General features: G+C 69.9%; 20 protein-coding genes and 1 tRNA gene. 11 read left to right on the forward strand and 10 right to left on the reverse strand.

What is annotated here, in order from left to right; genetic code table 11:
• Together H521_RS23950 and H521_RS0116770 are read right to left on the reverse strand one after the other, a co-directional pair.
• Positions 1-362, reverse strand: a 362-nt coding sequence (locus tag H521_RS23950; RefSeq protein WP_040424869.1) for a hypothetical protein, incomplete at its 3' end; no start/stop codon positions are given.
• Positions 363-416: 54 nt separating this feature from the next.
• Positions 417-908, reverse strand: coding sequence for a MarR family winged helix-turn-helix transcriptional regulator (locus H521_RS0116770; RefSeq protein WP_022894176.1), 492 nt, complete (start codon positions 906-908; stop codon positions 417-419).
• Between the two features lie 106 nt (positions 909-1,014).
• Between H521_RS0116770 and H521_RS0116775 the strand changes: the two genes are divergently transcribed.
• From H521_RS0116775 to H521_RS0116795, 5 genes are all read left to right on the forward strand, one after another.
• Positions 1,015-1,086, forward strand: a tRNA-Gln gene (locus H521_RS0116775).
• Positions 1,087-1,137: 51 nt separating this feature from the next.
• On the forward strand, positions 1,138-2,583 hold the full coding sequence (glmU, locus tag H521_RS0116780; RefSeq protein WP_022894177.1) for a bifunctional UDP-N-acetylglucosamine diphosphorylase/glucosamine-1-phosphate N-acetyltransferase GlmU: 1,446 nt from the start codon (positions 1,138-1,140) through the stop codon (positions 2,581-2,583).
• A gap of 32 nt (positions 2,584-2,615) precedes the next feature.
• Positions 2,616-3,593: a ribose-phosphate diphosphokinase gene (locus tag H521_RS0116785; protein ID WP_022894178.1), complete on the forward strand. Its 978-nt coding sequence runs from the start codon at positions 2,616-2,618 to the stop codon at positions 3,591-3,593.
• 10 nt (positions 3,594-3,603) lie between these two features.
• Positions 3,604-5,304: a long-chain-fatty-acid--CoA ligase gene (locus H521_RS0116790; RefSeq protein ID WP_022894179.1), complete on the forward strand. Its 1,701-nt coding sequence runs from the start codon at positions 3,604-3,606 to the stop codon at positions 5,302-5,304.
• Between the two features lie 11 nt (positions 5,305-5,315).
• Positions 5,316-5,822: a hypothetical protein gene (locus tag H521_RS0116795; RefSeq protein WP_022894180.1), complete on the forward strand. Its 507-nt coding sequence runs from the start codon at positions 5,316-5,318 to the stop codon at positions 5,820-5,822.
• 4 nt (positions 5,823-5,826) lie between these two features.
• Here H521_RS0116795 and H521_RS23955 read toward each other — a convergent pair whose 3' ends face one another.
• From H521_RS23955 to gndA, 4 genes are all read right to left on the reverse strand, one after another.
• Positions 5,827-6,195 (reverse strand): hypothetical protein, encoded by a 369-nt coding sequence (locus H521_RS23955; RefSeq protein WP_022894181.1) that lies wholly within the window; start codon positions 6,193-6,195, stop codon positions 5,827-5,829.
• The gene (locus H521_RS0116805; RefSeq protein WP_022894182.1) at positions 6,195-6,530 is read right to left on the reverse strand and encodes a DUF202 domain-containing protein; all 336 of its coding nucleotides are present in this window, start codon (positions 6,528-6,530) and stop codon (positions 6,195-6,197) included. Before H521_RS0116805 ends, H521_RS23955 begins: the two co-directional genes overlap by 1 nt.
• Positions 6,527-6,880 (reverse strand): YidH family protein, encoded by a 354-nt coding sequence (locus tag H521_RS0116810; protein ID WP_022894183.1) that lies wholly within the window; start codon positions 6,878-6,880, stop codon positions 6,527-6,529. Before H521_RS0116810 ends, H521_RS0116805 begins: the two co-directional genes overlap by 4 nt.
• Before the next feature lie 72 nt (positions 6,881-6,952).
• A complete protein-coding gene (gene gndA / locus H521_RS0116815; protein ID WP_022894184.1) occupies positions 6,953-8,413 on the reverse strand; it encodes an NADP-dependent phosphogluconate dehydrogenase in 1,461 nt (486 codons plus the stop codon).
• A gap of 353 nt (positions 8,414-8,766) precedes the next feature.
• Between gndA and H521_RS0116820 the strand changes: the two genes are divergently transcribed.
• Positions 8,767-9,399 carry a 50S ribosomal protein L25/general stress protein Ctc gene (locus H521_RS0116820; RefSeq protein ID WP_211215514.1) on the forward strand — a complete coding sequence of 211 codons (633 nt, stop codon included), beginning with the start codon at positions 8,767-8,769 and terminating at the stop codon, positions 9,397-9,399.
• A gap of 98 nt (positions 9,400-9,497) precedes the next feature.
• Complete coding sequence (gene pth / locus H521_RS0116825; RefSeq protein WP_022894186.1) at positions 9,498-10,127, forward strand: aminoacyl-tRNA hydrolase; 630 nt, start codon at positions 9,498-9,500, stop codon at positions 10,125-10,127.
• A gap of 14 nt (positions 10,128-10,141) precedes the next feature.
• Here the strand turns inward: pth and H521_RS0116830 are convergent, their stop codons facing one another.
• A complete protein-coding gene (locus tag H521_RS0116830; RefSeq protein WP_022894187.1) occupies positions 10,142-10,909 on the reverse strand; it encodes an RNase H family protein in 768 nt (255 codons plus the stop codon).
• 113 nt (positions 10,910-11,022) lie between these two features.
• On the opposite strand from H521_RS0116830, the gene mfd reads away from it, so the two are divergent.
• Positions 11,023-14,739 (forward strand): transcription-repair coupling factor, encoded by a 3,717-nt coding sequence (gene mfd / locus H521_RS0116835; RefSeq protein WP_022894188.1) that lies wholly within the window; start codon positions 11,023-11,025, stop codon positions 14,737-14,739.
• Between the two features lie 63 nt (positions 14,740-14,802).
• On the opposite strand, the gene H521_RS25155 is transcribed toward mfd, so the two are convergent.
• Both H521_RS25155 and nhaA read right to left on the reverse strand, forming a co-directional pair.
• Positions 14,803-15,129, reverse strand: a complete 327-nt coding sequence (locus H521_RS25155; protein ID WP_022894189.1) for a hypothetical protein — start codon at positions 15,127-15,129, stop codon at positions 14,803-14,805.
• Positions 15,126-16,325 (reverse strand): Na+/H+ antiporter NhaA, encoded by a 1,200-nt coding sequence (gene nhaA, locus H521_RS23965; RefSeq protein ID WP_022894190.1) that lies wholly within the window; start codon positions 16,323-16,325, stop codon positions 15,126-15,128. The genes H521_RS25155 and nhaA overlap by 4 nt, the downstream gene beginning before the upstream one ends.
• Before the next feature lie 182 nt (positions 16,326-16,507).
• Between nhaA and H521_RS0116850 the strand changes: the two genes are divergently transcribed.
• Positions 16,508-17,179 (forward strand): LysE family transporter, encoded by a 672-nt coding sequence (locus H521_RS0116850; RefSeq protein ID WP_022894191.1) that lies wholly within the window; start codon positions 16,508-16,510, stop codon positions 17,177-17,179.
• Positions 17,180-17,197: 18 nt separating this feature from the next.
• Positions 17,198-17,851, forward strand: a complete 654-nt coding sequence (locus H521_RS0116855; protein WP_022894192.1) for a nucleoside triphosphate pyrophosphohydrolase — start codon at positions 17,198-17,200, stop codon at positions 17,849-17,851.
• A 13-nt stretch (positions 17,852-17,864) separates the two neighbouring features.
• Here the strand turns inward: H521_RS0116855 and H521_RS26140 are convergent, their stop codons facing one another.
• Positions 17,865-18,638, reverse strand: coding sequence for an NAD-dependent epimerase/dehydratase family protein (locus H521_RS26140; RefSeq protein WP_022894193.1), 774 nt, complete (start codon positions 18,636-18,638; stop codon positions 17,865-17,867).
• A gap of 126 nt (positions 18,639-18,764) precedes the next feature.
• Between H521_RS26140 and H521_RS26145 the strand changes: the two genes are divergently transcribed.
• Entirely contained in the window at positions 18,765-19,205 is a 441-nt protein-coding gene (locus H521_RS26145; protein WP_022894194.1) for a DUF6841 family protein, read from the forward strand.
• Positions 19,206-19,277: the final 72 nt, after the last annotated feature.

Here is a 19,277-nt window from a genome sequence, read left to right on the forward strand (position 1 = left end):
AGCTGGGTGGACAACACCCAGGCGTCGTCGATCTGGCGTTGCATGGTGCGTTCGGGCACGTGCAGTGCGGTCGCCAGTTCGGCGGTCACGCTGCGCCGCGCCATCTCACGCCGCCGCACCGGTGACAGGCTGGGTGCCACGAACGCCTGCTCGGCGTGCAGCGCGTACGACACGGTCAGGAAGATCACGTCGACCCGCATCGCGGCATGCATCGCCTCGATGCGTTGCGCGTGCACCGCAGCCTCGACCAGCTGCGCCAACCCGTCTTGCGCCCTCGCATACGGCGACGCCCCAAGCTCGAGACCATGACCGACGTTCAGCGAAATGCCGGATGAGGTGGCGTTTCGAGGTGCGATCGGCATGCTGCCAGCCTACCGGAAATCGAACGTATGTTCGAGGGTTGTGGAGAACTTCTTTCAGTCGAAGCCGAGGCTGAGCTTGCGCAACAACCCCGCGAGTCGCTTCTGCTCGGCCGCGGGCAGACTGCCGAGCAGCTCCGCCTCGGCGTCGACGAGTCGCGTGATCGCCGCGTCGACCCTGGTGAGTCCGGCCGGCGTCATCTCGACGAGGATGCCGCGCCCGTCGTTCGGGTCGGTCTGGCGGTGCACGAGGCCGCGCTCCACGAGACGGTCGATACGGTTCGTCATGGTGCCGCTCGAGACGAGCGTCTGCTGCAGCAGTTGCTTCGGCGAGAGCCGGTAGGGCGTGCCCGCCCGCCGGAGCGCGGAGAGCACGTCGAACTCCGATGCCTCGAGCTCAGAGCGGGTGAAGGCCTGCCGGCGCGCCCGATCGAGGTGCTTCGCGAGCCGCGCGACGCGCGAGAGCACCTGCAGGGGTGAGAAGTCGAGGTCGGGGCGTTCGCGCTCCCAGTCGTCGACGATCCGGTCGACCTCGTCAGCATCGGTCATCCCGTCATTATCTCGTGATGATCGCCACGTGACTGGCCGGATGCCACGGAGTGCCCGCCCGCTCATGGCAGACTGGATGTCGCAGATGGGCGATGGCCCTCAGCGATCCGCCATAGTGTAACGGCAGCACGGCAGCCTTTGGAGCTGTTCGGTCCAGGTTCGAATCCTGGTGGCGGAGCAGAAACGGCCGCCCAACGCACCCCGCAGACAGCGATAGGAATACGCGCGCATGACCGACCAGAACCTCGCCATCATCGTTCTCGCCGCCGGCCAGGGCACTCGCATGAAGTCGGCGGTGCCGAAGCTGCTGCACCCGCTGGCGGGTGCTCCGATCGTCGCCCACGTGCTCGCAACAGCTCGTGCGCTCGATGCCTCGCACATCATCGCGGTCGTGCGGCACGAGCGCGACCTCGTGGCCGCCGTGGTCGAGGCCGAGCTGCCCGGCACGATCATCGTCGACCAAGACGAGATCCCGGGCACGGGCCGCGCCGTCGAGCAGGCGCTCGCAGCACTGCCCGACGACTTCGACGGCGAGGTGCTCGTGCTGAACGGCGACGTGCCGCTCCTCAATGCCGACACCCTCGCCGCATTCCTCGGCCAGCACCGTGCCGATGCCGTGGCGGCATCCGTGCTCTCCGCGGTCTACGACGACCCGAACGGCTACGGCCGCGTGGTGCGCAACCCCGCCGGGCTCTTCGACCGCATCGTCGAGCAGAAGGACGCGAGCGACGACGAGCGCGCGATCGCCGAGATCAACGCCGGCATCTACGCGTTCGGCGCGGCGGCGCTGCGCGACCAGCTCGCGAACCTCACGACCGATAACGCCCAGGGCGAGAAGTACCTCACCGACGTGATCGGCCTGCTTCGCGCCGCCGGCTCAGAGGTCGAGGCCGTGCCCGTCTCCGAGCCGTGGCTCGTGGCGGGCATCAACGACCGCGCCCAGCTCTCCGAGACCGCCGCCCGCCTGAACGCGCTCATCGTGCGCGGCTGGCAGCTCAACGGCGTCACGATCGAAGACCCGGCGACGACCTGGATCGACCTCGCGGTGCGCATCGAGCCCGACGTGACCATCCGCCCGGGCACGCAGCTCAAGGGGGCCACCGCGATCGCCACCGGCGCGATCGTCGGCCCCGACTCGACACTGCGCGATTGCGAGATCGGCGAGAACGCCGAGGTCAAGCGCACGGATGCCACCCTCGCGGTCATCGCCGCCGGGGCATCCGTCGGACCCTTCTCCTACCTACGACCGGGCACCGTTCTCGGCGCCGACGGCAAGATCGGCGCGTTCGTCGAGACGAAGAACGCGAATATCGGCGAGGGCAGCAAGGTGCCGCATCTCTCGTACATCGGCGACACCACGATCGGCGAGCAGTCGAACGTCGGCGCCGGCTCGATCACCGCGAACTACGACGGCGTGAACAAGCACCGCACCGAGATCGGCTCGCATGTGCGCACCGGTTCGCATGGCGTCTTCGTCGCGCCCGTTAGGATTGGCAACGGCGTCTACACGGGCGCCGGCACGGTCGTCCGCAAAGACGTTCCCGCCGGGGCGCTCGCCGTGAATGTGGCGCCGCAACGCAACATCGAGGGATGGGTCCAGACGCACCGGGCCGGCTCCGCGGCAGCTGACGCAGCCGAGGCCGCCGCAGAGGCATCGGGCCCCGCCGCCGACTGACGCACCGGCCGAGGCGGGTGGAGAGGACAGAAATGCCCGGAATCGAAACCACCGGATCCAAGCGCCTCGTCTTGGTGTCGGGCCGTGCGCACCCCTCGCTCGCCATCGAGATCGCTGAAGAACTCGGAGCCGATCTCGTTCCGACCGACGCGCGAACCTTCGCCAACGGCGAGATCTACGCCCGCTACGACGAGAGCGTGCGCGGATCCGATGCCTTCGTCATCCAGTCGCACACCTCGCCGATCAACGAGTGGCTCATGGAGCAGCTCATCATGATCGATGCGCTGAAGCGAGCATCGGCCAAGCGCATCACCGTGGTCGCCCCCTTCTACCCGTACGCCAGGCAAGACAAGAAGGGCCGCGGCCGCGAGCCGATCTCTGCCCGACTCGTCGCCGACCTCTTCAAGGCCGCCGGCGCCGACCGCATCATGTCGATCGACCTGCACGCCGCCCAGATCCAGGGCTTCTTCGACGGCCCCGTCGACCACCTCTTCGCCATGCCGGTGCTGCTCGAGTACTTCAAGGAGAAGCTCGACCCCACGACGCTCGCCGTGGTCTCGCCCGACATGGGCCGGGTGCGCGTCGCCGACATCTGGAGCGACAAGCTCGGTGCCCCGCTCGCGATCATCCACAAGCGGCGCGACCCGCTCGTGCCCAACCAGGTCTCGGTGCACGAGATCGTCGGTGACGTCAACGGCCGCGTCTGCCTGCTCGTCGACGACCTCATCGACACCGGCCGCACGATCGTGAAGGCCGCAGAGGCATTGAAGGCCAACGGCGCCATCGGCGTCGTCGTCGCCGCGACGCACGCGGTGTTCTCGAGCCCCGCCACCGAGATCCTGCAGAGCGAGTTCATCGATCGGGTGGTCGTCACCGACACCCTGCCGATTCCCGAAGAGAAGCGCTGGGATCGCCTGACGGTGCTGCCGATCGCGCCGCTGCTCGCACGCGCCATCCACGAGGTGTTCGAAGACGGCTCGGTCACGAGCATGTTCGACGGCGCGGCGTAGGCCCGCCGAAATGACGATCACCACGCCTCGCCCCTGGCTCTCGAGCTACGCCGAGGGCGTGCCGAGCGACCTCCCGGCCGAGACCGGTTCGCTCGCCGACCTCATCCGATCCTCGGTCGAGACCTACCCCGGCAACGTCGCGCTCGAATTCTTCGGGCGCACCACGAGCTACGCCGAACTCGGTGAGCAGATCGAGCGTGCCGCCGAAGGGCTGCGGCTGCTCGGGGTGCAGAAGGGCGATCCCGTCGCGCTCGTGCTGCCGAACTGCCCCCAGCACATCGTCGCGTTCTACGCCGTGCTGCGGCTCGGCGCGATCGTCGTCGAGCACAACCCGCTCTACACGCCTCGCGAGCTTCGCCACCAGTTCGAAGACCACGGCGCGCGCGTCGTCATCGCGTGGAACAACGTGGTCGAGACCATCCAGGCGTTCCCGGCGGATGTCGCGGTGCAGACGATCATCTCGGTCGACGTGACCCGGGCGATGCCGTTCACGATGCGCGCCATGCTGCGGCTGCCGATCGCGAAGGCCCGCGAGTCGCGCGCGGCGCTCACCACGAGCGTGCGCGGCACGACGACGTGGGAGAAGATCGTCGGCGCCGACCCGATCGATGCGCACATCATCGGGCCCGAGGTCGACGACGTGGCCGTCATCCAGTACACGAGCGGCACGACCGGCAGCCCGAAGGGCGCCACCCTGACCCACGAGAACCTCAGCGCGAACGCCGCGCAGGCCCGCGCCTGGGTGCCCGAGATCGAGCGCGGCACCGCCGTGGTCTACGCCGTGCTGCCGATGTTCCACGCGTACGGGCTCACGCTCTGCCTCACCTTCGCGATGAGCATGGGCGCGCGTCTCGTGCTCTTCCCGAAGTTCGATCCCGATCTCGTGCTCAAGGTCGTGAAGCCGCATCCGCCGACCTTCCTCCCTGCAGTGCCGCCGATCTACGACCGGCTCACGAAGGCCGCGGTCGCCGAAGGCGTCTCGCTCGACGGCATCCGCATCGCCATCTCGGGCGCCATGCCGCTCTCGGCCTCGGTGGTCGAGCCGTGGGAGGCCGAGACGGGCGGCTATCTCGTCGAGGGCTACGGCCTCTCGGAGTGCTCGCCCGTGCTGATGGCCAACCCCGTCGCCCCGAACCGCAAGGCCGGCACCGTCGGGCTGCCGCTGCCGTCGACCGAGGTGCGCGTCGTCGAGCCAGAGTCGCCAGGCACGGATGTCGCGGCCGGCGCCGAGGGCGAGCTCATCGTGCGCGGTCCGCAGGTGTTCTCGGGCTACTGGCAGAAGCCCGAAGAGACCGAGGCCGTCTTCGTGCCGGCCACCGACGGCGGCGCCGACTGGTTCCGCACGGGCGACATCGTCTCGATCGACGACGAGGGCTTCGTGCGCATCGTCGACCGCATCAAGGAGCTCATCATCACGGGCGGCTTCAACGTCGCCCCGAGTGAGGTCGAAGAGGCGTTGCGGGGCCACCCCGACGTCGCCGAGGTCGCCGTCGTCGGCGTCCCCGACGATCACTCGGGCGAAGAGGTCGTCGCGGTGGTCGTGCTTCGCGACGGGGCCACGTTCGACGAAGCGGCCCTGCGCGACTTCGCGCGCGGGGGGCTCACCCCCTACAAAGTGCCGCGCCGGGTCATGCAGGCCGACGAGTTGCCGAAGTCGCTCATCGGCAAGGTGCTGCGCCGCGAGGTGCGCAACGGGCTCCTGAACGGCTGAACGGGGCCGACGTGTCGTTCCTCTCCGCTGAATCGGCCCGAGCACTCGCCGAGCTCCTGACGCTCGACGGACTCGCCGGGCACGACTCGGCAGATGAGACGGATGCCTCGCCGCTCGAGCGGCTCCGCGGCATCCGCTCGCTCATCGCGGCGCTCGAGGCCGATCCGGCCATGCTCTCGGCGGTGCGCGAGGCACTCGGCGACGGCCGCACGTGGGATGAGATCGCGGATGCAGCGGGCCTCAGCCCGTCGGCCGCCAAGTACCGTTGGGCCGGCGACGACGCCGAGATCGCCGATCGTCACGAGGCGAGCCGCAAGCGCAAGCGCGAGCGGCCTTCGAGCGTGCCGACCGATCTGCCGGGCCTCTCGGTCGCCGACGCGGCGAAGCAGCTCGGCGTCACGCCGCAGGCGATCTACCAGCGGGTCACGCGCGGCCTGTTGCGCGCGGAGAGCGTTGAGCTGCCCGATGGGCGCACGTACAAACGGGTGTTCCCCGACGAGCGCGACGCCGCCGAATAGTCGCTCAGGCGTCGCGCTCGTCGGGGTCGACCGGGCGCGGGGCGCCCGGCAGCAGTCCGAGTCCAGCGATGAGGATCTCGCTTCCGCCTTCGCCGACCGCGTAGCACTGCCAGCCCGCGCCACCACGGCCGAAGAGGTCGAACGAGACGCGTGCGCCCGCGGCATCCGTGTCGAACTGCGCGACGTACACCGCGCATGCCCGCTGCGCCGCCGAATGCGCCACGCCGTAGATCGAGAGCACGAGCGGCAGCACGAGGGCGCCGAGCGCGATGAGCACGGTGATGCGCAGCGCCCGTCGTCGCCGTTCGCCGTAGACGGGGCCGCGGGCGTCGTCGTCGTCGAAGCCCTGCAGCTCGGAAGGCGTCTCGCTCATCAGCCGCCTCCGAGGAAGATCGAGGCGATGCCGCCGACGCTCGCGAGCAGCGTCGCGAGGGCGACACCGGCGAGCGCGCCACGCGGGGGAGTGATGACGAGCCGGTCGCCTGCCAACTGACGGCGGCGCACGGTGCCGATCGCGATGGCGCCGCCGGATGCCGCGAAGAGCAGCACCCCGACGACGACGAGCCACGGCTCACCGGCCACGAGACCGGCACGCATCGACAACAGGGCGTTGACCGCGAGCGCCATCGCGGTGCGGCTCCACGCGAGGGCCGTGCGCTCGGGCTGGAGACCCGGATCGCCCGTTGCCGCAATGCTGTGAGCCGTCATGTCACGAGCAGCAGCACGACGAGCACGGCGCTCGTCAGGAGGCACACCGCGGCGAGACCCGGCAGCACCCAGCTGAACGGCAGCGGCCGGCCGCGCCGGATCGCGATCTCGTTCGCACGCCACCTCGTGTACGACACGACGCTGAGCACGGCCGCGACGACGCCGAGCCCAGTCGAGAGCACGGTCACGACGACGCGCGGGTCGAGTTCGGTCGCGAACTGGTGCAGCAGCACGCCGCCGGCGAGCAGGGCGAGCGCCGTGCGGATCCAGGCGAGGAAGGTGCGTTCGTTCGCGAGCGTGAAGCGGTAATCGGGCTCTTCGCCCTCTTCGCGCCACTTCGGCTCACCCACGTGTCTGCTCCACTCGTTCCTGTTCGCTCGCCGCGGCGCCTGGCCGGCGCCCGCTCGGCTCTCGCCTGCCTGCTAGTGCGAGGAGGGCGTCGTCTCGATCTCTGAGTGGTCGCCCGACCAGAGGGTGTGGAAGACGCCCGGCTTGTCGACGCGCTTGTAGGTGTGCGCGCCGAAGAAGTCGCGCTGGCCCTGGATGAGCGCGGCGGGGAGCCGCGGTGCGCGAAGACCGTCGTAGTAGGCGAGCGACGACGAGAACGCGGGCGTCGGGATGCCGGCCTGGGCGGCGATCGCGACGACGCGGCGCCAGCTCTCCTGAGCGCCCGCGACGGCGTCGCGGAAGTAGGGTGCCGTGACGAGTGCGACGAGCGCGGAATCGTCGGCGTACGCGTCGGCGATGCGGTTCAGGAACCGGGCGCGGATGATGCAGCCGGCTCGCCAGATCTTCGCGATGTCGCCCTTCTTCACATCCCAGCCGAACTGCTCTGCGCCGGCGACGATCTCGTCGAAGCCCTGCGAGTAGGCGATGATCTTCGACGCGTAGAGTGCGCGGCGCACGTCTTCGATGAAGGCTGCGGCGTCGGCGTCGGCCACCTTCCACTCGGTCGAGGGGCCGGGCAGGTCGACTGCCGCCTCGCGCTGCGCGCGCTTCGAGGAGAGGCTGCGGGCGAAGACGGCCTCGGCGATGCCCGAGGTCGGCACGCCGAGCTCGAGGGCGTTCTGCACGGTCCATGCGCCGGTGCCCTTGGCACCGGCCTCGTCGAGGATGACGTCGACGAGCGGCTGGCCGGTCGCGGCATCGGTCTGGCGCAGCACCTCTGCGGTGATCTCGATGAGGTAGCTCTCGAGCTCGCCGGTGTTCCACTCGGCGAAGATGTCGGCGATCTCGGCCGGGCTCTTGCCGGTGCCCTGGCGGATGAGGTCGTAGGCCTCGGCGATGAGCTGCATGTCGGCGTACTCGATGCCGTTGTGCACCATCTTCACGAAGTGGCCGGCGCCGTCGGTGCCGACGTGGGTGACGCACGGCTCGCCCTCGGCGACCGCGGCGATCGACGCGAGGATCGGACCGAGCGTCTGGTAGGACTCGACGCTGCCGCCGGGCATGATCGAGGGGCCGTTCAGCGCGCCCTCTTCACCGCCCGAGATGCCGGTGCCGACGAAGTGGACGCCCGTGGGGCTGATCTCGGACTCGCGCCGGATGGTGTCGTGGAAGTTCGCGTTGCCGCCGTCGACGATGATGTCGCCCGGCTCGAAGCGGGCGACGAGCTCGGAGATGACCGCGTCGGTGCCCTTGCCGGCCTGCACCATGATGATCGCCGTGCGGGGCTTGGCGAGCGAGGCGACGAAGTCGTCGTAGGTCTCTGACGCGACGAACCCGGCCTCGGGGTGCTCGGTGGTCAGCGTGTGCGTGCGCACGGGCGAGCGGTTGAACACGGCGACCGTGTTGCCTTCACGGCTCGCGAGGTTGCGGGCGAGGTTGGACCCCATGACCGCGAGGCCGACGACGCCGATGTTTGCTGAAGGGGTGACAGGCACGAATATCTCCTCGACAAGGGGTGGGGTTCGTCTTCCAGCGTAGTGTGAGCCGCCCTCACCGTTGCGCGGTGTTGCTGTGAGACCTCACGACCGGCTCCTCCTGCACTTCGCGCGCGAAGCGGGCTGGTAGACTTCATGGTCGGTCATCTGTTCCCTCGGGGGCGATGATCGTGAACTTCGGCGAGGGAGGCCCTGGTTCGTCCGCGAGAGCGGGCGCGAGGGCATCCGTGATCGACGCGGTAGGAGCAGGCTCCACGGCTTTTCCTCACGCTTCTGCGCACATCGGCTGCGCGCGTTCGAGTCGAAAACAACAGACACACGATCTGGGCCGCGAGCCCGCAAGGAGAGACATCATGGACGAAGACAACAAGGTCGTCGCTGACACCCGCGAATCGTTCGGCAAGGGCGCCGCCCGCAAGCTGCGCGCCACCGGCAAGATCCCCGCGGTGGTCTACGGCCACGGCACCGACCCCAAGCACATTGCGCTGCCCGCGCACCAGATCGGCCTGATCCTGCGCAAGGCCAACGCCGTACTCGACCTGCAGATCGACGGCAAGAGCCAGCTCGCCCTCGTGAAGGACGTGCAGAAGGACCCGGTGCACCAGGTCATCGAGCACCTCGACCTCATCGTCATCAAGAAGGGCGAGAAGGTTCAGGTCGAGGTTCCCGTGCACCTCGAGGGCGAGACCGCCCCCGGCACCATCGCCGACGTCGACCAGCACACCCTCTCGCTCGAGGCAGAGGCGACGCACATCCCCGAGCGCATCGTCGTCAACGTCGAGGGCCTCGAAGAGGGCACGCAGATCCTCGCGGGCGCCGTCGAACTGCCCAAGGGCTCCACGCTCCTCTCCGACCCCGAGGCGCTCGTCATCAACGTGCACACGCCGCAGAAGGTCGACCTCGGCGAGGAGGCCGCCGAGGCCGCTGCCGAGGGCGAGGCCACCGAGGCCGCAGCCGACGAGGCCGCAGCGGAGTCGGCCGAGTAACAGCGGGCATCACGCGTCGGGGCCTCGCCCCCTGCATCCGGGTACGCTCGGAATGCGGGGCGCGGGGCCCTGCTGCTTCTCACCCACCTGGAGGTCGCATGGGATTCCTCGACCTGCTGCACGCCCGCCGGAAGGACACCACGTTGGCCGAGAACACCTGGCTCGTCGTCGGCCTCGGCAATCCCGGCGCGCAGTACGCCGGCAACCGGCACAACGTGGGCCAGATGGTCGCCGACGAGCTCGCCGCTCGCATCGGCGCGCCGTTCAAGAGCCACAAGACACCCGCTCGCGTCGCCGAGGGGTTTCTGCGTCCGGGCGGCCCGAAGCTCGTGATCGCCAAGCCCAACAGCTTCATGAACACCTCGGGCGGGCCGGTCTCGGCGCTGCTCAAGTTCTACTCGCTCGATGCCGACCGACTCATCGTCGTCCACGACGAACTCGACCTGCCCTTCGACACCGTGCGGCTCAAGCAGGGCGGCGGCCATGGCGGGCACAACGGGCTCCGCGACATCCAGAAGGCGACGGATGCCGCGCCGTTCCTGCGCGTGCGCGTCGGCATCGGCCGACCGCCAGGCCGCCAGGACCCCGCCGACTTCGTGCTCAAGGACTTCTCGGGCACCGAGCGCGCTGCCCTGCCCAACCTGCTGTCCGACGCAGCCGACGCCGTCGAGGCGGTCGCGAGCGACGGGCTCGTCGCCGCGCAGCAGCGGTTCCACGCGCCGAGCTGATCGGCTGGCGCGGCTCAGATCAGGCCGCGGAGGAAGTCTTCGGGCGACACGCCATCGGCCTGTGCGCGGAGCCGCAGCCGGTCGAGCTCTTCGGTCGAGAGCTCGAGCGTGATGCTGTGCCACGCTTCGGCGACCTCGTCGAGACTGAACAGGGCGTCGTCGAGTTCGGGTGCGGTGATGCTGATCTCGGGTGCGCCGAGATCGACGGGCTCGATCAGCGCCGGCTCGACGACCGTCGGCTCGACGAGCGCCGGCTCGACGAGCGCCGGTTCGGGCACGACCGGCTCGAGCGCAGCGGATGCCGCGGTGTCGGTCTCGACTCGGGCGTTCCAGCCCGGCCCGCTCGGCACCGCGATGCCGCGCTGGTACGCCTCGGCGACCGCGCGGGCACGCACATCGGCCGCCTCGTTGAGTTCGTGGCCGATGTGGCCCTTCACCCACTCGAAGCGGTAGCGCCGGCCCGAGATGGCCTCGTCGATCTCCTGCAGCAGCTCGACGTTCATGACGGCCTTGCCGTCGGCCTTGCGCCAGCCCTTGCGCTTCCAGCCGGGCATCCACTTCGTCACCGAGTTGATCACGTACTGGCTGTCGCACTGCACCAGCAGCTCGTCGTCGACGTGCGCCGTGGCGCGGAAGAGCTCGAGCACGGCCTTCAGCTCGCCCTGGTTGTTCGTGGCGTGCTTCCAGCCGCCGGCGGCCCAGCAGGTGTCGTCGACGTACCAGGCCCAGCCGGCCGGACCTGGGTTTCCGAGGGCCGATCCATCGGCGGCGGCGATGATCATGTGCGGGAGCCTCCTGGCGTTCGACGTGCCCGGCAATCGTATCGGCGACGGGCGACGGGCATCGTGCTTCGGCGGCCGGCCATCGTGTCGGGGGCGCCGCGTAGACTCGACGGGTGAACCTCCAGGGCTTTCTCACGGCGCTTTCGCGTGCCGAAACCGTCGACGCCGCACTCGCAGAAGCCCAGCGCAACGCAGATTTCTCCGCTCCGGCGGGTCTCGACGCTCCGCTGCTCGCCGGCCTCGTGCAGCGCCGTGCAGCGGCCGGGCTCCCGCCGGCACTGCTCGTCATCACCGCGACGAGCCGCGAGGGCGAGTCGCTGCAGGCGTCGCTCGCGCCCTATCTCGGCGACGACGCCGAACTGCTCGAGTTCCCCGCGTGGGAGACGCTGCCGCACGAGCGACTGAGCCCCTCGGCCGAGACGGTGGGCCGCCGGCTGCATGCGCTGCGGCGCATGCACGACTGGGCAGAGGCCGGCTCGCGGCATCCGCTCGTCGTCGTCGCCTCGGTTCGTGCCGCCCTGCAACCGCTCGCCGACAACCTCGCGTCGCTCGACCCGGTCGAGCTCGTCGCCGGCGGGCGCGGCTACAACCTCTCCGAGCTCGCGGTGAAGCTCGTCGACCTCGCATATGCGCGAGTCGACATGGTCGCGCGGCGCGGCGAGTTCGCGGTGCGCGGCGGCATCCTCGACGTGTTCCCGCCCACGGCCGACCACCCCGTTCGCGTCGAGTTCTTCGGCGACGAGGTCGAAGAGCTGCGCGCATTCTCGGTGGCCGACCAGCGGTCGCTGCCCGACGTCATCGAGCGCGTGACCCTGCCGCCGAGCCGCGAACTGCTGCTCACCGGGCCCGTGCGCCAGCGTGCGCGAGAGATGGTGCACGAGTTCCCGAGCCTGTCGCAGTTGCTCGAGAAGGTCGCAGAGGGCATCCCCGTCGAGGGCATGGAGTCGCTTGCGCCTGCGCTGCTCGAACGGCTCGTGCCGCTCACCCACTACCTGCCGCAGGGTGCGGCCGTCGCGGTGCTCGCGCCCGAGCGGGTTGCCGGCCGAGCGGTCAGCCTCGGCGAGACCAACCGCGAGTTCCTGGGCGCCGCCTGGAGCGCGGCGACCGCGGGCGCCGACGCCCCGATCGACCTCGCGGCCGGCGACTTCCTCACCGTGCGACAGCTTCGCGACGCCGCGCTGTTCAGTGCGCCGGGCATGCCGGATCCCGGCCGGGTGTGGTGGAACTTCTCGGGCTTCGACATCGGCGACGCCGCCGAGGTCGTCGCAGCTGCCGGTGGCGAGGCTGCGGTGCACGCGGCCGGCGCATCGACGACGGTGCGACTCGCTGCCAACGCGATGCCGAGCTTCCAGGGAAACGTGGCCGGCGCGGTCGAGCACGCCGCCGAACGCCTGCGTGCGGGATGGAGCCTCGTCGTGGCATCCGCCGGTCACGGCCTCGTCGAGCGCGCGCGCGACGTGCTCGCCGAAGCCGGTCTCGCTGCCCGACTCGTCGACGAGGTGCCCGCTGCACTCGAACCCGGCGTCGCCTACCTCGTGCAGGCCGATGCCGCTCGCGGGTACGAGGTGCCCGAGATCAAGCTGGGGCTGCTCGCCGAGGCCGAGTTCTACGGCCGCGCCGCCGGGTACGACGCCCGACAGGGCAAGAAGCTCGCGAGCCGTCGGCGCAACGTCGTCGACCCGCTGCAGCTGAAGGCCGGCGACCACGTCGTGCACCAGACGCACGGCATCGGCCGGTTCATCGAAATGGTGCAGCGCGAGGTCGCCACCGGTTCGCGGCCCAAGGGGCCGAGTCGCACCGCCGGCATCGCGCAGGCGCCCACGGCGGTGCGCGAGTACCTCGTCATCGAGTACGCCCCCTCGAAGCGCGGCCAGCCCGGCGACCGGCTCTTCGTGCCGACCGACCAGCTCGACCTGCTCTCGCGCTACGTCGGCGGCGAGGCCCCGACGCTCTCGAAGATGGGCGGCAGCGACTGGTCGCAGACCAAGGGCCGCGCTCGCAAGGCCGTGCGCGACATCGCCGTCGAACTCGTGAAGCTCTACTCGGCGCGCATGGCGTCGAAGGGGCACGCGTTCGGCCCCGACACCCCGTGGCAGCACGAGCTCGAAGAGGCCTTCCCCTTCACCGAGACGCCCGATCAGCTGCAGACGATCGACGAGGTCAAGGCCGACATGGAGCGGTCGATCCCCATGGATCGCCTGCTCGCCGGCGACGTCGGCTTCGGCAAGACCGAGGTCGCGGTGCGCGCCGCGTTCAAGGCGATCCAAGACGGCAAGCAGGTCGCGATGCTCGTACCGACGACCTTGCTCGTCAAGCAGCACCTCGAGACGTTCAACGAGCGATTCGCCGGATTCCCCGTGCACGTGCGCGCGCTCAGCCGCTTCCAGAGCGACAAGGAGGCCCGCGAGACCATCGCGGGCCTCGCCGACGGCACCGTCGACATGGTCATCGGCACCCACCGCATCCTCACCGAGAAGGTGATCTTCAAAGACGTCGGCCTCGTGATCATCGATGAGGAGCAGCGCTTCGGCGTCGAGCACAAAGACGCGCTCAAGAAACTGAAGACCAATGTCGACATCCTCGCGATGAGCGCAACGCCGATCCCGCGGTCGCTCGAGATGGCGGTCACCGGCATCCGTGAGATGTCGACGCTCGCGACGCCGCCAGAAGACCGGCACCCGATCCTGACCTTCGTCGGGCCCTACTCCGAGCAGCAGGTCGGTGCGGCGATCCGGCGCGAGATGCTGCGCGAGGGGCAGGTCTTCTTCGTGCACAACCGGGTCTCGTCGATCAATCGCGCAGCCGCGCAGCTCGCCGAGCTCGTGCCCGAGGCGCGCATCGCGGTGGCGCACGGCCAGCTCAACGAGCACGTGCTCGAGCAGATCGTGAACGACTTCTGGGAGCGCAAGTTCGATGTGCTCGTCTCGACGACGATCATCGAGACCGGTCTCGACATCACGAATGCGAACACGATCATCATCGACCGGGCCGACAAGTACGGGCTCAGCCAACTGCACCAGTTGCGCGGCCGCGTGGGGCGTGGTCGTGAGCGCGCGTACGGCTACTTCCTCTACGACCCGGCGAAGCCGCTCTCCGAGACCGCGCACGACCGGCTCTCGACGATCGCCGCGAACAACGAACTCGGCAGCGGCATGCAGGTCGCGCTGAAAGACCTCGAGATCCGCGGCGCCGGCAACCTGCTCGGCGCCGAGCAGGCCGGGCACATCGCGGGCGTCGGGTTCGACCTGTATCTCCGCATGATCGGCGAGGCGGTCTCGGCATTCCGCGGTGACGTCGCGACCGGCCAGACCGAACTCCGGCTCGAACTGCCGGTCGACGCGCACATCCCCGACGACTACGTCGACAGCGAGCGACTGCGTCTCGAGGCCTATCAGAAGCTCTCAGCAGCGAGCGGGCCCGCCGCCAAAGAGGGGCAGATCGACCAGGTCGTCGACGAGCTCGTCGACCGCTACGGCGAACCGCCCGAGCAGGTCAAGCACCTCGTCTCGATCTCCCGCCTGCGCCGGGCGGCGCAACGCGCGGGCCTCTCCGATGTCATCGCCACGGGCTCGAAGCTCCGCATCGCGCCGGCGACGATACCCGACTCACGTCGAGTGCGACTCGAGCGCATGTACCCGGGCGCGAAGCAGTTCGCCCAGAACGACGTGATCCTCGTACCGTTCCCGGTCGTGAACGGCGAGCTGCCGAACGACGGCGACCTCATCGAGTGGGTGTCGCGGCTGGTCGAGACGATCTTCCCGGTGCCAGAAGCTCCGGCGACGGATGCCGCTGCGCCGACGTCGCCCGCGAACTCCGGCACCACCGGCTGAGCAAACGGCACCCCGGCTGAGCACGCCGCCGGCTGAGCCGGCGAGCCACGCGGCATCCGCTCGCTACGGCTTCAGGTGGCCCCACTCGGCGAGGAACTCCTCGACCGACATGCGCTCGAGGTCGGCGTTGATCGTGCGCAGCAGCGCGTCGGCCTCGTCGAGCGAGCCGGCTTTGGTGCGCATCACGGGGGTATCCGTGCCGGTGCGCACGACGACGAGGTCGGCGATCGACGGTCCGCCGATTCCCGTGGTCTCGCCGGCGAGCAGCAGGGTCACGTGAATCGCCTTGCGGATTCCACGCAGGCGGCGTTCGTGCAACTCCGCCCGGAGGTACCGGCTGGCCGGTTCGGGGCCCTCCGACCGGAACGGCAGCTCGCGATGCGTGCTCATCGCGAGAACGCCCCGCCGACACCCTCGCGAGCACCGTGCCGGCGGTATTGCGCCGAGCGCAGGCTCACGAGCACCGCGGAGACCACGATCGCGATGCCCGAACCGAGCAGCACCGCCAGCGTGCCCTCGTCGGCGACCTCGGGCAGGCCGGCGAACGCGAGCTCGTTCATGAGCAGCGACACCGTGAAGCCGATGCCACCGAGGGCGCCCACGACGAGCAGGTCGCCGAGTGTCAGCGGAGTGCCCGTTCGGCGCCGCACGACCAGGGCGCCGAGAATGCCGGCGAGCATGATGCCGATGATCTTGCCGACGGGCAGGCCGATGAGGATGCCCCAGAAGGCCGGGTCGAGCTCGCTCGGCCGCACCTGCGGCACCGCGACCATCGCCGCCGAGAAGGCGAACAGCGGCAGGATGATGCCGTTCGACCACGGCTCGAGCGCGTGCACGGCCCGCCCGCCGGGTCGGCGGGCCATCACGAGGCCGAGGGCGACGCCCGCGATCGTCGCGTGCACGCCCGACTGGTAGACGAAGTACCACGCGAGCACGCCGAGCACGATGAGCACGAGCGCGATGGGCCACTGCGGACGCCGTGCCAGGATCCACGCCGAGCGCGGCTTCATCATGCGGCTCACGGCGCCGAAGAGGGCGATGGCGATGCCCGCGAAGCCGAGCGCAGCGAGGTCGGCGTCGGCGGTGAAGAAGAAGGCGATGATGAGGATCGCGATGAGGTCGTCGAGCACCGCGAGCGCGAGCAGGAACACACGCACCCGGGTCGGGATCCACCGGCCGAACATCGCGAGCACGCCGAGCGCGAAGGCGATATCGGTCGCCGTCGGGATCGGCCAGCCGTCGGCCGTCGGAGTGCCCACGGTGAAGGCGAGGAAGATCAGCGCGGGCACGACGACGCCGCCGACCGCCGCGATGGCGGGCAGCAGCGCCTTCGACATCGTGTTGAGCTCGCCGATGACGAGTTCGCGTTTCAGCTCGACTGCGACGATGAAGAAGAAGACGGCGAGCAGCCCGTCACTGATCCAGTGGCCGGCCGAAAGGTCGAGGCCGAGCCACGGCAGATCGAGATGCTCGGTCTTCAGTTCGATGAGCGCCGGCCCGAGCGACAGGTTGGCGAGCACGAGGCCGAGCACGGCGGCGATGAGGAGGAGGGCTGCTGACCAGCGCTCGGAGCGGAGGAAGTTCATTGGACTCCAGTTCGGACGAGCCGGCACGAGCTGCGCTGGGTTCGAGCTGAGCCGAGTGCGTCTGCGAGGTCGATCGAGGGGTGACGACGGTCTCCCATCGGCCGACCAGACTTCCCGGCGCTCCTCAGTGCAGTCTACGGGCGAGGGCGTTCGAGCCCGTGCGCCGCGCCTACGCTGGTGCAGTGACCCTCTCGCTCTGGGCGACGCTGCTCGCCGCCTGCTTCGTGATCAGCTTCACCCCGGGCGCAGGCGCGATCAACACGATGGGCAACTCCCTGAACGCGGGGTTCCGCCGCTCGATCTGGGGCATCATCGGCCAGCAGGTCGCCCTCATCGTGCACATCCTGATCGTCGCCGCCGGCGTCGGAGTCCTTGTCGCCCGTTCGCCGGTCGCGTTCGAGGTCATCCGCTATGCGGGCGCCGCCTACCTCGTCTACCTCGGCATTCGGCAGCTGCTCGCGAAGCCGCAGCCGCCGGGCGGCGCCGATGACGGCGATCGCGCCGAGGGAGGCGAGACGAATGTCGCGTTGCGGGCGCCGAGCCCGAGCCTCGAGTCGCGCTGGTCGATGTTCCGCAGGGGGGTCTGGGTGAACCTCCTGAATCCCAAGGCGATCGTGTTCTTCCTCGCGTTCCTGCCGCAGTTCCTCCGCCCCGAGCTCCCGCTCCTTCCGCAGTACCTGATCGTCGGCCTGACCGTCGTCGTCGTCGACGTGATCGTGATGTGGGGATTCTTCGCGGTGGCCGCGCACAGCCTGCGGCGGTTCACCCGCTCGGTGCGGGGCCAGCGCACGCTGAACGGCGTCTTCGGTTCGCTGTTCATCGCCGTGGGCGTGCTGCTCGCCGTCGTGCATTGAGCGACCTAGGCTGCCGGTATGGGCGCAGCGCACTCCGGACTGAACGAACTCATCGAGACCGTGGCCCTGCTCCGAGCGCCGGGCGGCTGCCCGTGGGACGCAGAGCAGACGCACGAGAGCCTCGTGCAGTACCTCGTCGAAGAGAGCTGGGAGCTCATCGACGCAATCGAGTCGGGCAGTCGCGAGGAAATGATCGAAGAGCTCGGCGACGTGCTCTACCAGGTGCTCTTCCACGCCGACCTCGCAGCCACGACTCCGGGGGAAGAATTCGACATCGACGACGTCGCGCGCCATATGACGGCGAAGATGGTGTCGCGGCATCCGCATGTCTTCGGCGATCGCGAGGCTGAGACCGCGGCCGACGTCGTCGCCTTCTGGGACGACCTGAAGGCCGACGAGAAACCGCACCGCACGAGCGTGCTCGACGGCATCCCACGCGGCATGCCCGCACTTGCGCTCGCGCAGAAGGTGCTCGGCAAGGCTGAGAAGGTCGGCGTGACGGATGCCTCGGCGGAAGCCTCGCCGGCAACGGAGGACGAGCTGGGCCGGCAGCTGCTCGGGCTCGTGGCATCCGCTCGATCGCAGGGACTCGACGCCGAGCGCGCGCTGCGCACCGCCGTGCGCGCCCTCGAAGACGAGGTGCGCAGCGCCGAGGAGCCGCGCGCCAGCTGACGCCCGACTTCGCTCAGGCCAGTCCGAGCCCGTCGCGCCAGCTCGGCCGGGTCGGTACCCACCCGCGCGAACGCGCCAGGGCGTTGTCGGTGAGGCGGCCTCCGCCGCGACTCGTCGCCTGCACCGCACCGTCGAACCCTGCCCTCCCGGCGAGCACGGAGGCCCAGTCGAGCAGCTCGGCCGGCTCGTCGTCGACGATGTCGACCGGTCCGGCCGGCCAGTCGAGGGCAGGGAGCACCGCCGAGGCGGCGTCGTCGACGTGCACCCAGTTCGTGACCGGCGTGATGCCCTCGACGACGCCCGTCGCGGCCTGAGCGGTGAACGCGCCGTCGGGTGCGTACCAGGTGTCCGCGCCGTAGAGCAGTCCGAAGCTCAGCACCACACCCGCTGGCACCCGGGCCAAGTCGCGCTCCAGCGACTCGACGGCCGGGTCGTTCGTCGTCCATGAGACGCTCTCGGCGAGCACCCGGTCTACGCGGCCGTCGAGCGCGGCATCGACGAGCGTGCGGGTGCCCTCGGTGCGCAGCCGCGCGTTGCCCGCGTAGTCGAGATCGGCGAGATCGGTCGCGAGATGCACGATCGCGTCTGGTCGGCTCTCCGCGATCGCGGCGTCCACCGAGGCGCGGTCGAGCAGGTTCATCGCGATGCCGTGGATGCCGTCGGCCTCGAGCGCTGCGAGCCTCGCGGTGCCGCGGCTGGTGCCCGACACCTCGTGGCCCGCTGCGGCCAACAGCCGTGCGGTGCGGGCGCCGAGCACGCCGGTCGCGCCGATCACCAGGATCCTCATGCGGGTGCTCCGTCCTCGAATTCTCGCCATCTCGGTGCCCGCGGACCGCGGCCGAGAGAACCGAAGATAGCGGATGCGGTGGCGCGGGCGTACCGTCGGACGAAACACGGCGCCGGAGGGAGAGGCATGGGCATCGAGGATTGGCGGCTCGAGGAGTTCTTCGACGTCTACGCCGAGGCGCAGCGCGACTTCGACGCCGACGCCACCGCCCGGCTCTGGGGTCTGCCCGGCATGGTCATCACCGACGACTTCGCCGGCGCGCTCGAGAGCCGCGCCGACATGGCGACCGGGCTCTCGTCGTCGTTCCCGCTCTACCGCCGACTCGGCTTCGAGGGGATCGTGCCCGAGCTGCGGGCCGTGAGCGCGCTCACCGACGTCATCTCGATGGTGCGCGTGCGCTGGAGCTACCTCGACGGGAACGACGAGCTCATCGTGACGAGCGACGTCGAGTACCTCGTGCGCGACGACGCCGAGGGCCTGCACGTCTACCTCGCCGTCGGCATCGACGAGGCCGACGCGCTGCGCCGGGCGGCGGCGGCCAGGGGCGTCGACCTCGACGCGGGCTGAAGCAGGCTGAAGCGGTCCGATGCGGGCCGACGACGGCCGTGCGCCGTGGTCGACGCCCGCGTGCTGGAAGAA

Source organism: Agromyces subbeticus DSM 16689 (assembly GCF_000421565.1).
In the GTDB taxonomy this organism is placed as follows: Bacteria; Actinomycetota; Actinomycetes; order Actinomycetales; family Microbacteriaceae; genus Agromyces; species Agromyces subbeticus.

Excerpts from the sequence above, each read along its gene's own strand:
- H521_RS0116770 (WP_022894176.1), bottom strand. The coding sequence starts at position 908 with ATGACCGATGCTGACGAGGTCGACCGGATCGTCGACGACTGGGAGCGC.
- glmU (WP_022894177.1), top strand. The coding sequence starts at position 1,138 with ATGACCGACCAGAACCTCGCCATCATCGTTCTCGCCGCCGGCCAGGGC.
- H521_RS0116785 (WP_022894178.1), top strand. The coding sequence starts at position 2,616 with ATGCCCGGAATCGAAACCACCGGATCCAAGCGCCTCGTCTTGGTGTCG.
- H521_RS0116790 (WP_022894179.1), top strand. The coding sequence starts at position 3,604 with ATGACGATCACCACGCCTCGCCCCTGGCTCTCGAGCTACGCCGAGGGC.
- H521_RS23955 (WP_022894181.1), bottom strand. The coding sequence starts at position 6,195 with ATGAGCGAGACGCCTTCCGAGCTGCAGGGCTTCGACGACGACGACGCC.
- H521_RS0116805 (WP_022894182.1), bottom strand. The coding sequence starts at position 6,530 with ATGACGGCTCACAGCATTGCGGCAACGGGCGATCCGGGTCTCCAGCCC.
- H521_RS0116820 (WP_211215514.1), top strand. The coding sequence starts at position 8,767 with ATGGACGAAGACAACAAGGTCGTCGCTGACACCCGCGAATCGTTCGGC.
- pth (WP_022894186.1), top strand. The coding sequence starts at position 9,498 with ATGGGATTCCTCGACCTGCTGCACGCCCGCCGGAAGGACACCACGTTG.
- H521_RS0116830 (WP_022894187.1), bottom strand. The coding sequence starts at position 10,909 with ATGATCATCGCCGCCGCCGATGGATCGGCCCTCGGAAACCCAGGTCCG.
- H521_RS25155 (WP_022894189.1), bottom strand. The coding sequence starts at position 15,129 with ATGAGCACGCATCGCGAGCTGCCGTTCCGGTCGGAGGGCCCCGAACCG.
- nhaA (WP_022894190.1), bottom strand. The coding sequence starts at position 16,325 with ATGAACTTCCTCCGCTCCGAGCGCTGGTCAGCAGCCCTCCTCCTCATC.
- H521_RS0116855 (WP_022894192.1), top strand. The coding sequence starts at position 17,198 with ATGGGCGCAGCGCACTCCGGACTGAACGAACTCATCGAGACCGTGGCC.
- H521_RS26140 (WP_022894193.1), bottom strand. The coding sequence starts at position 18,638 with ATGAGGATCCTGGTGATCGGCGCGACCGGCGTGCTCGGCGCCCGCACC.
- H521_RS26145 (WP_022894194.1), top strand. The coding sequence starts at position 18,765 with ATGGGCATCGAGGATTGGCGGCTCGAGGAGTTCTTCGACGTCTACGCC.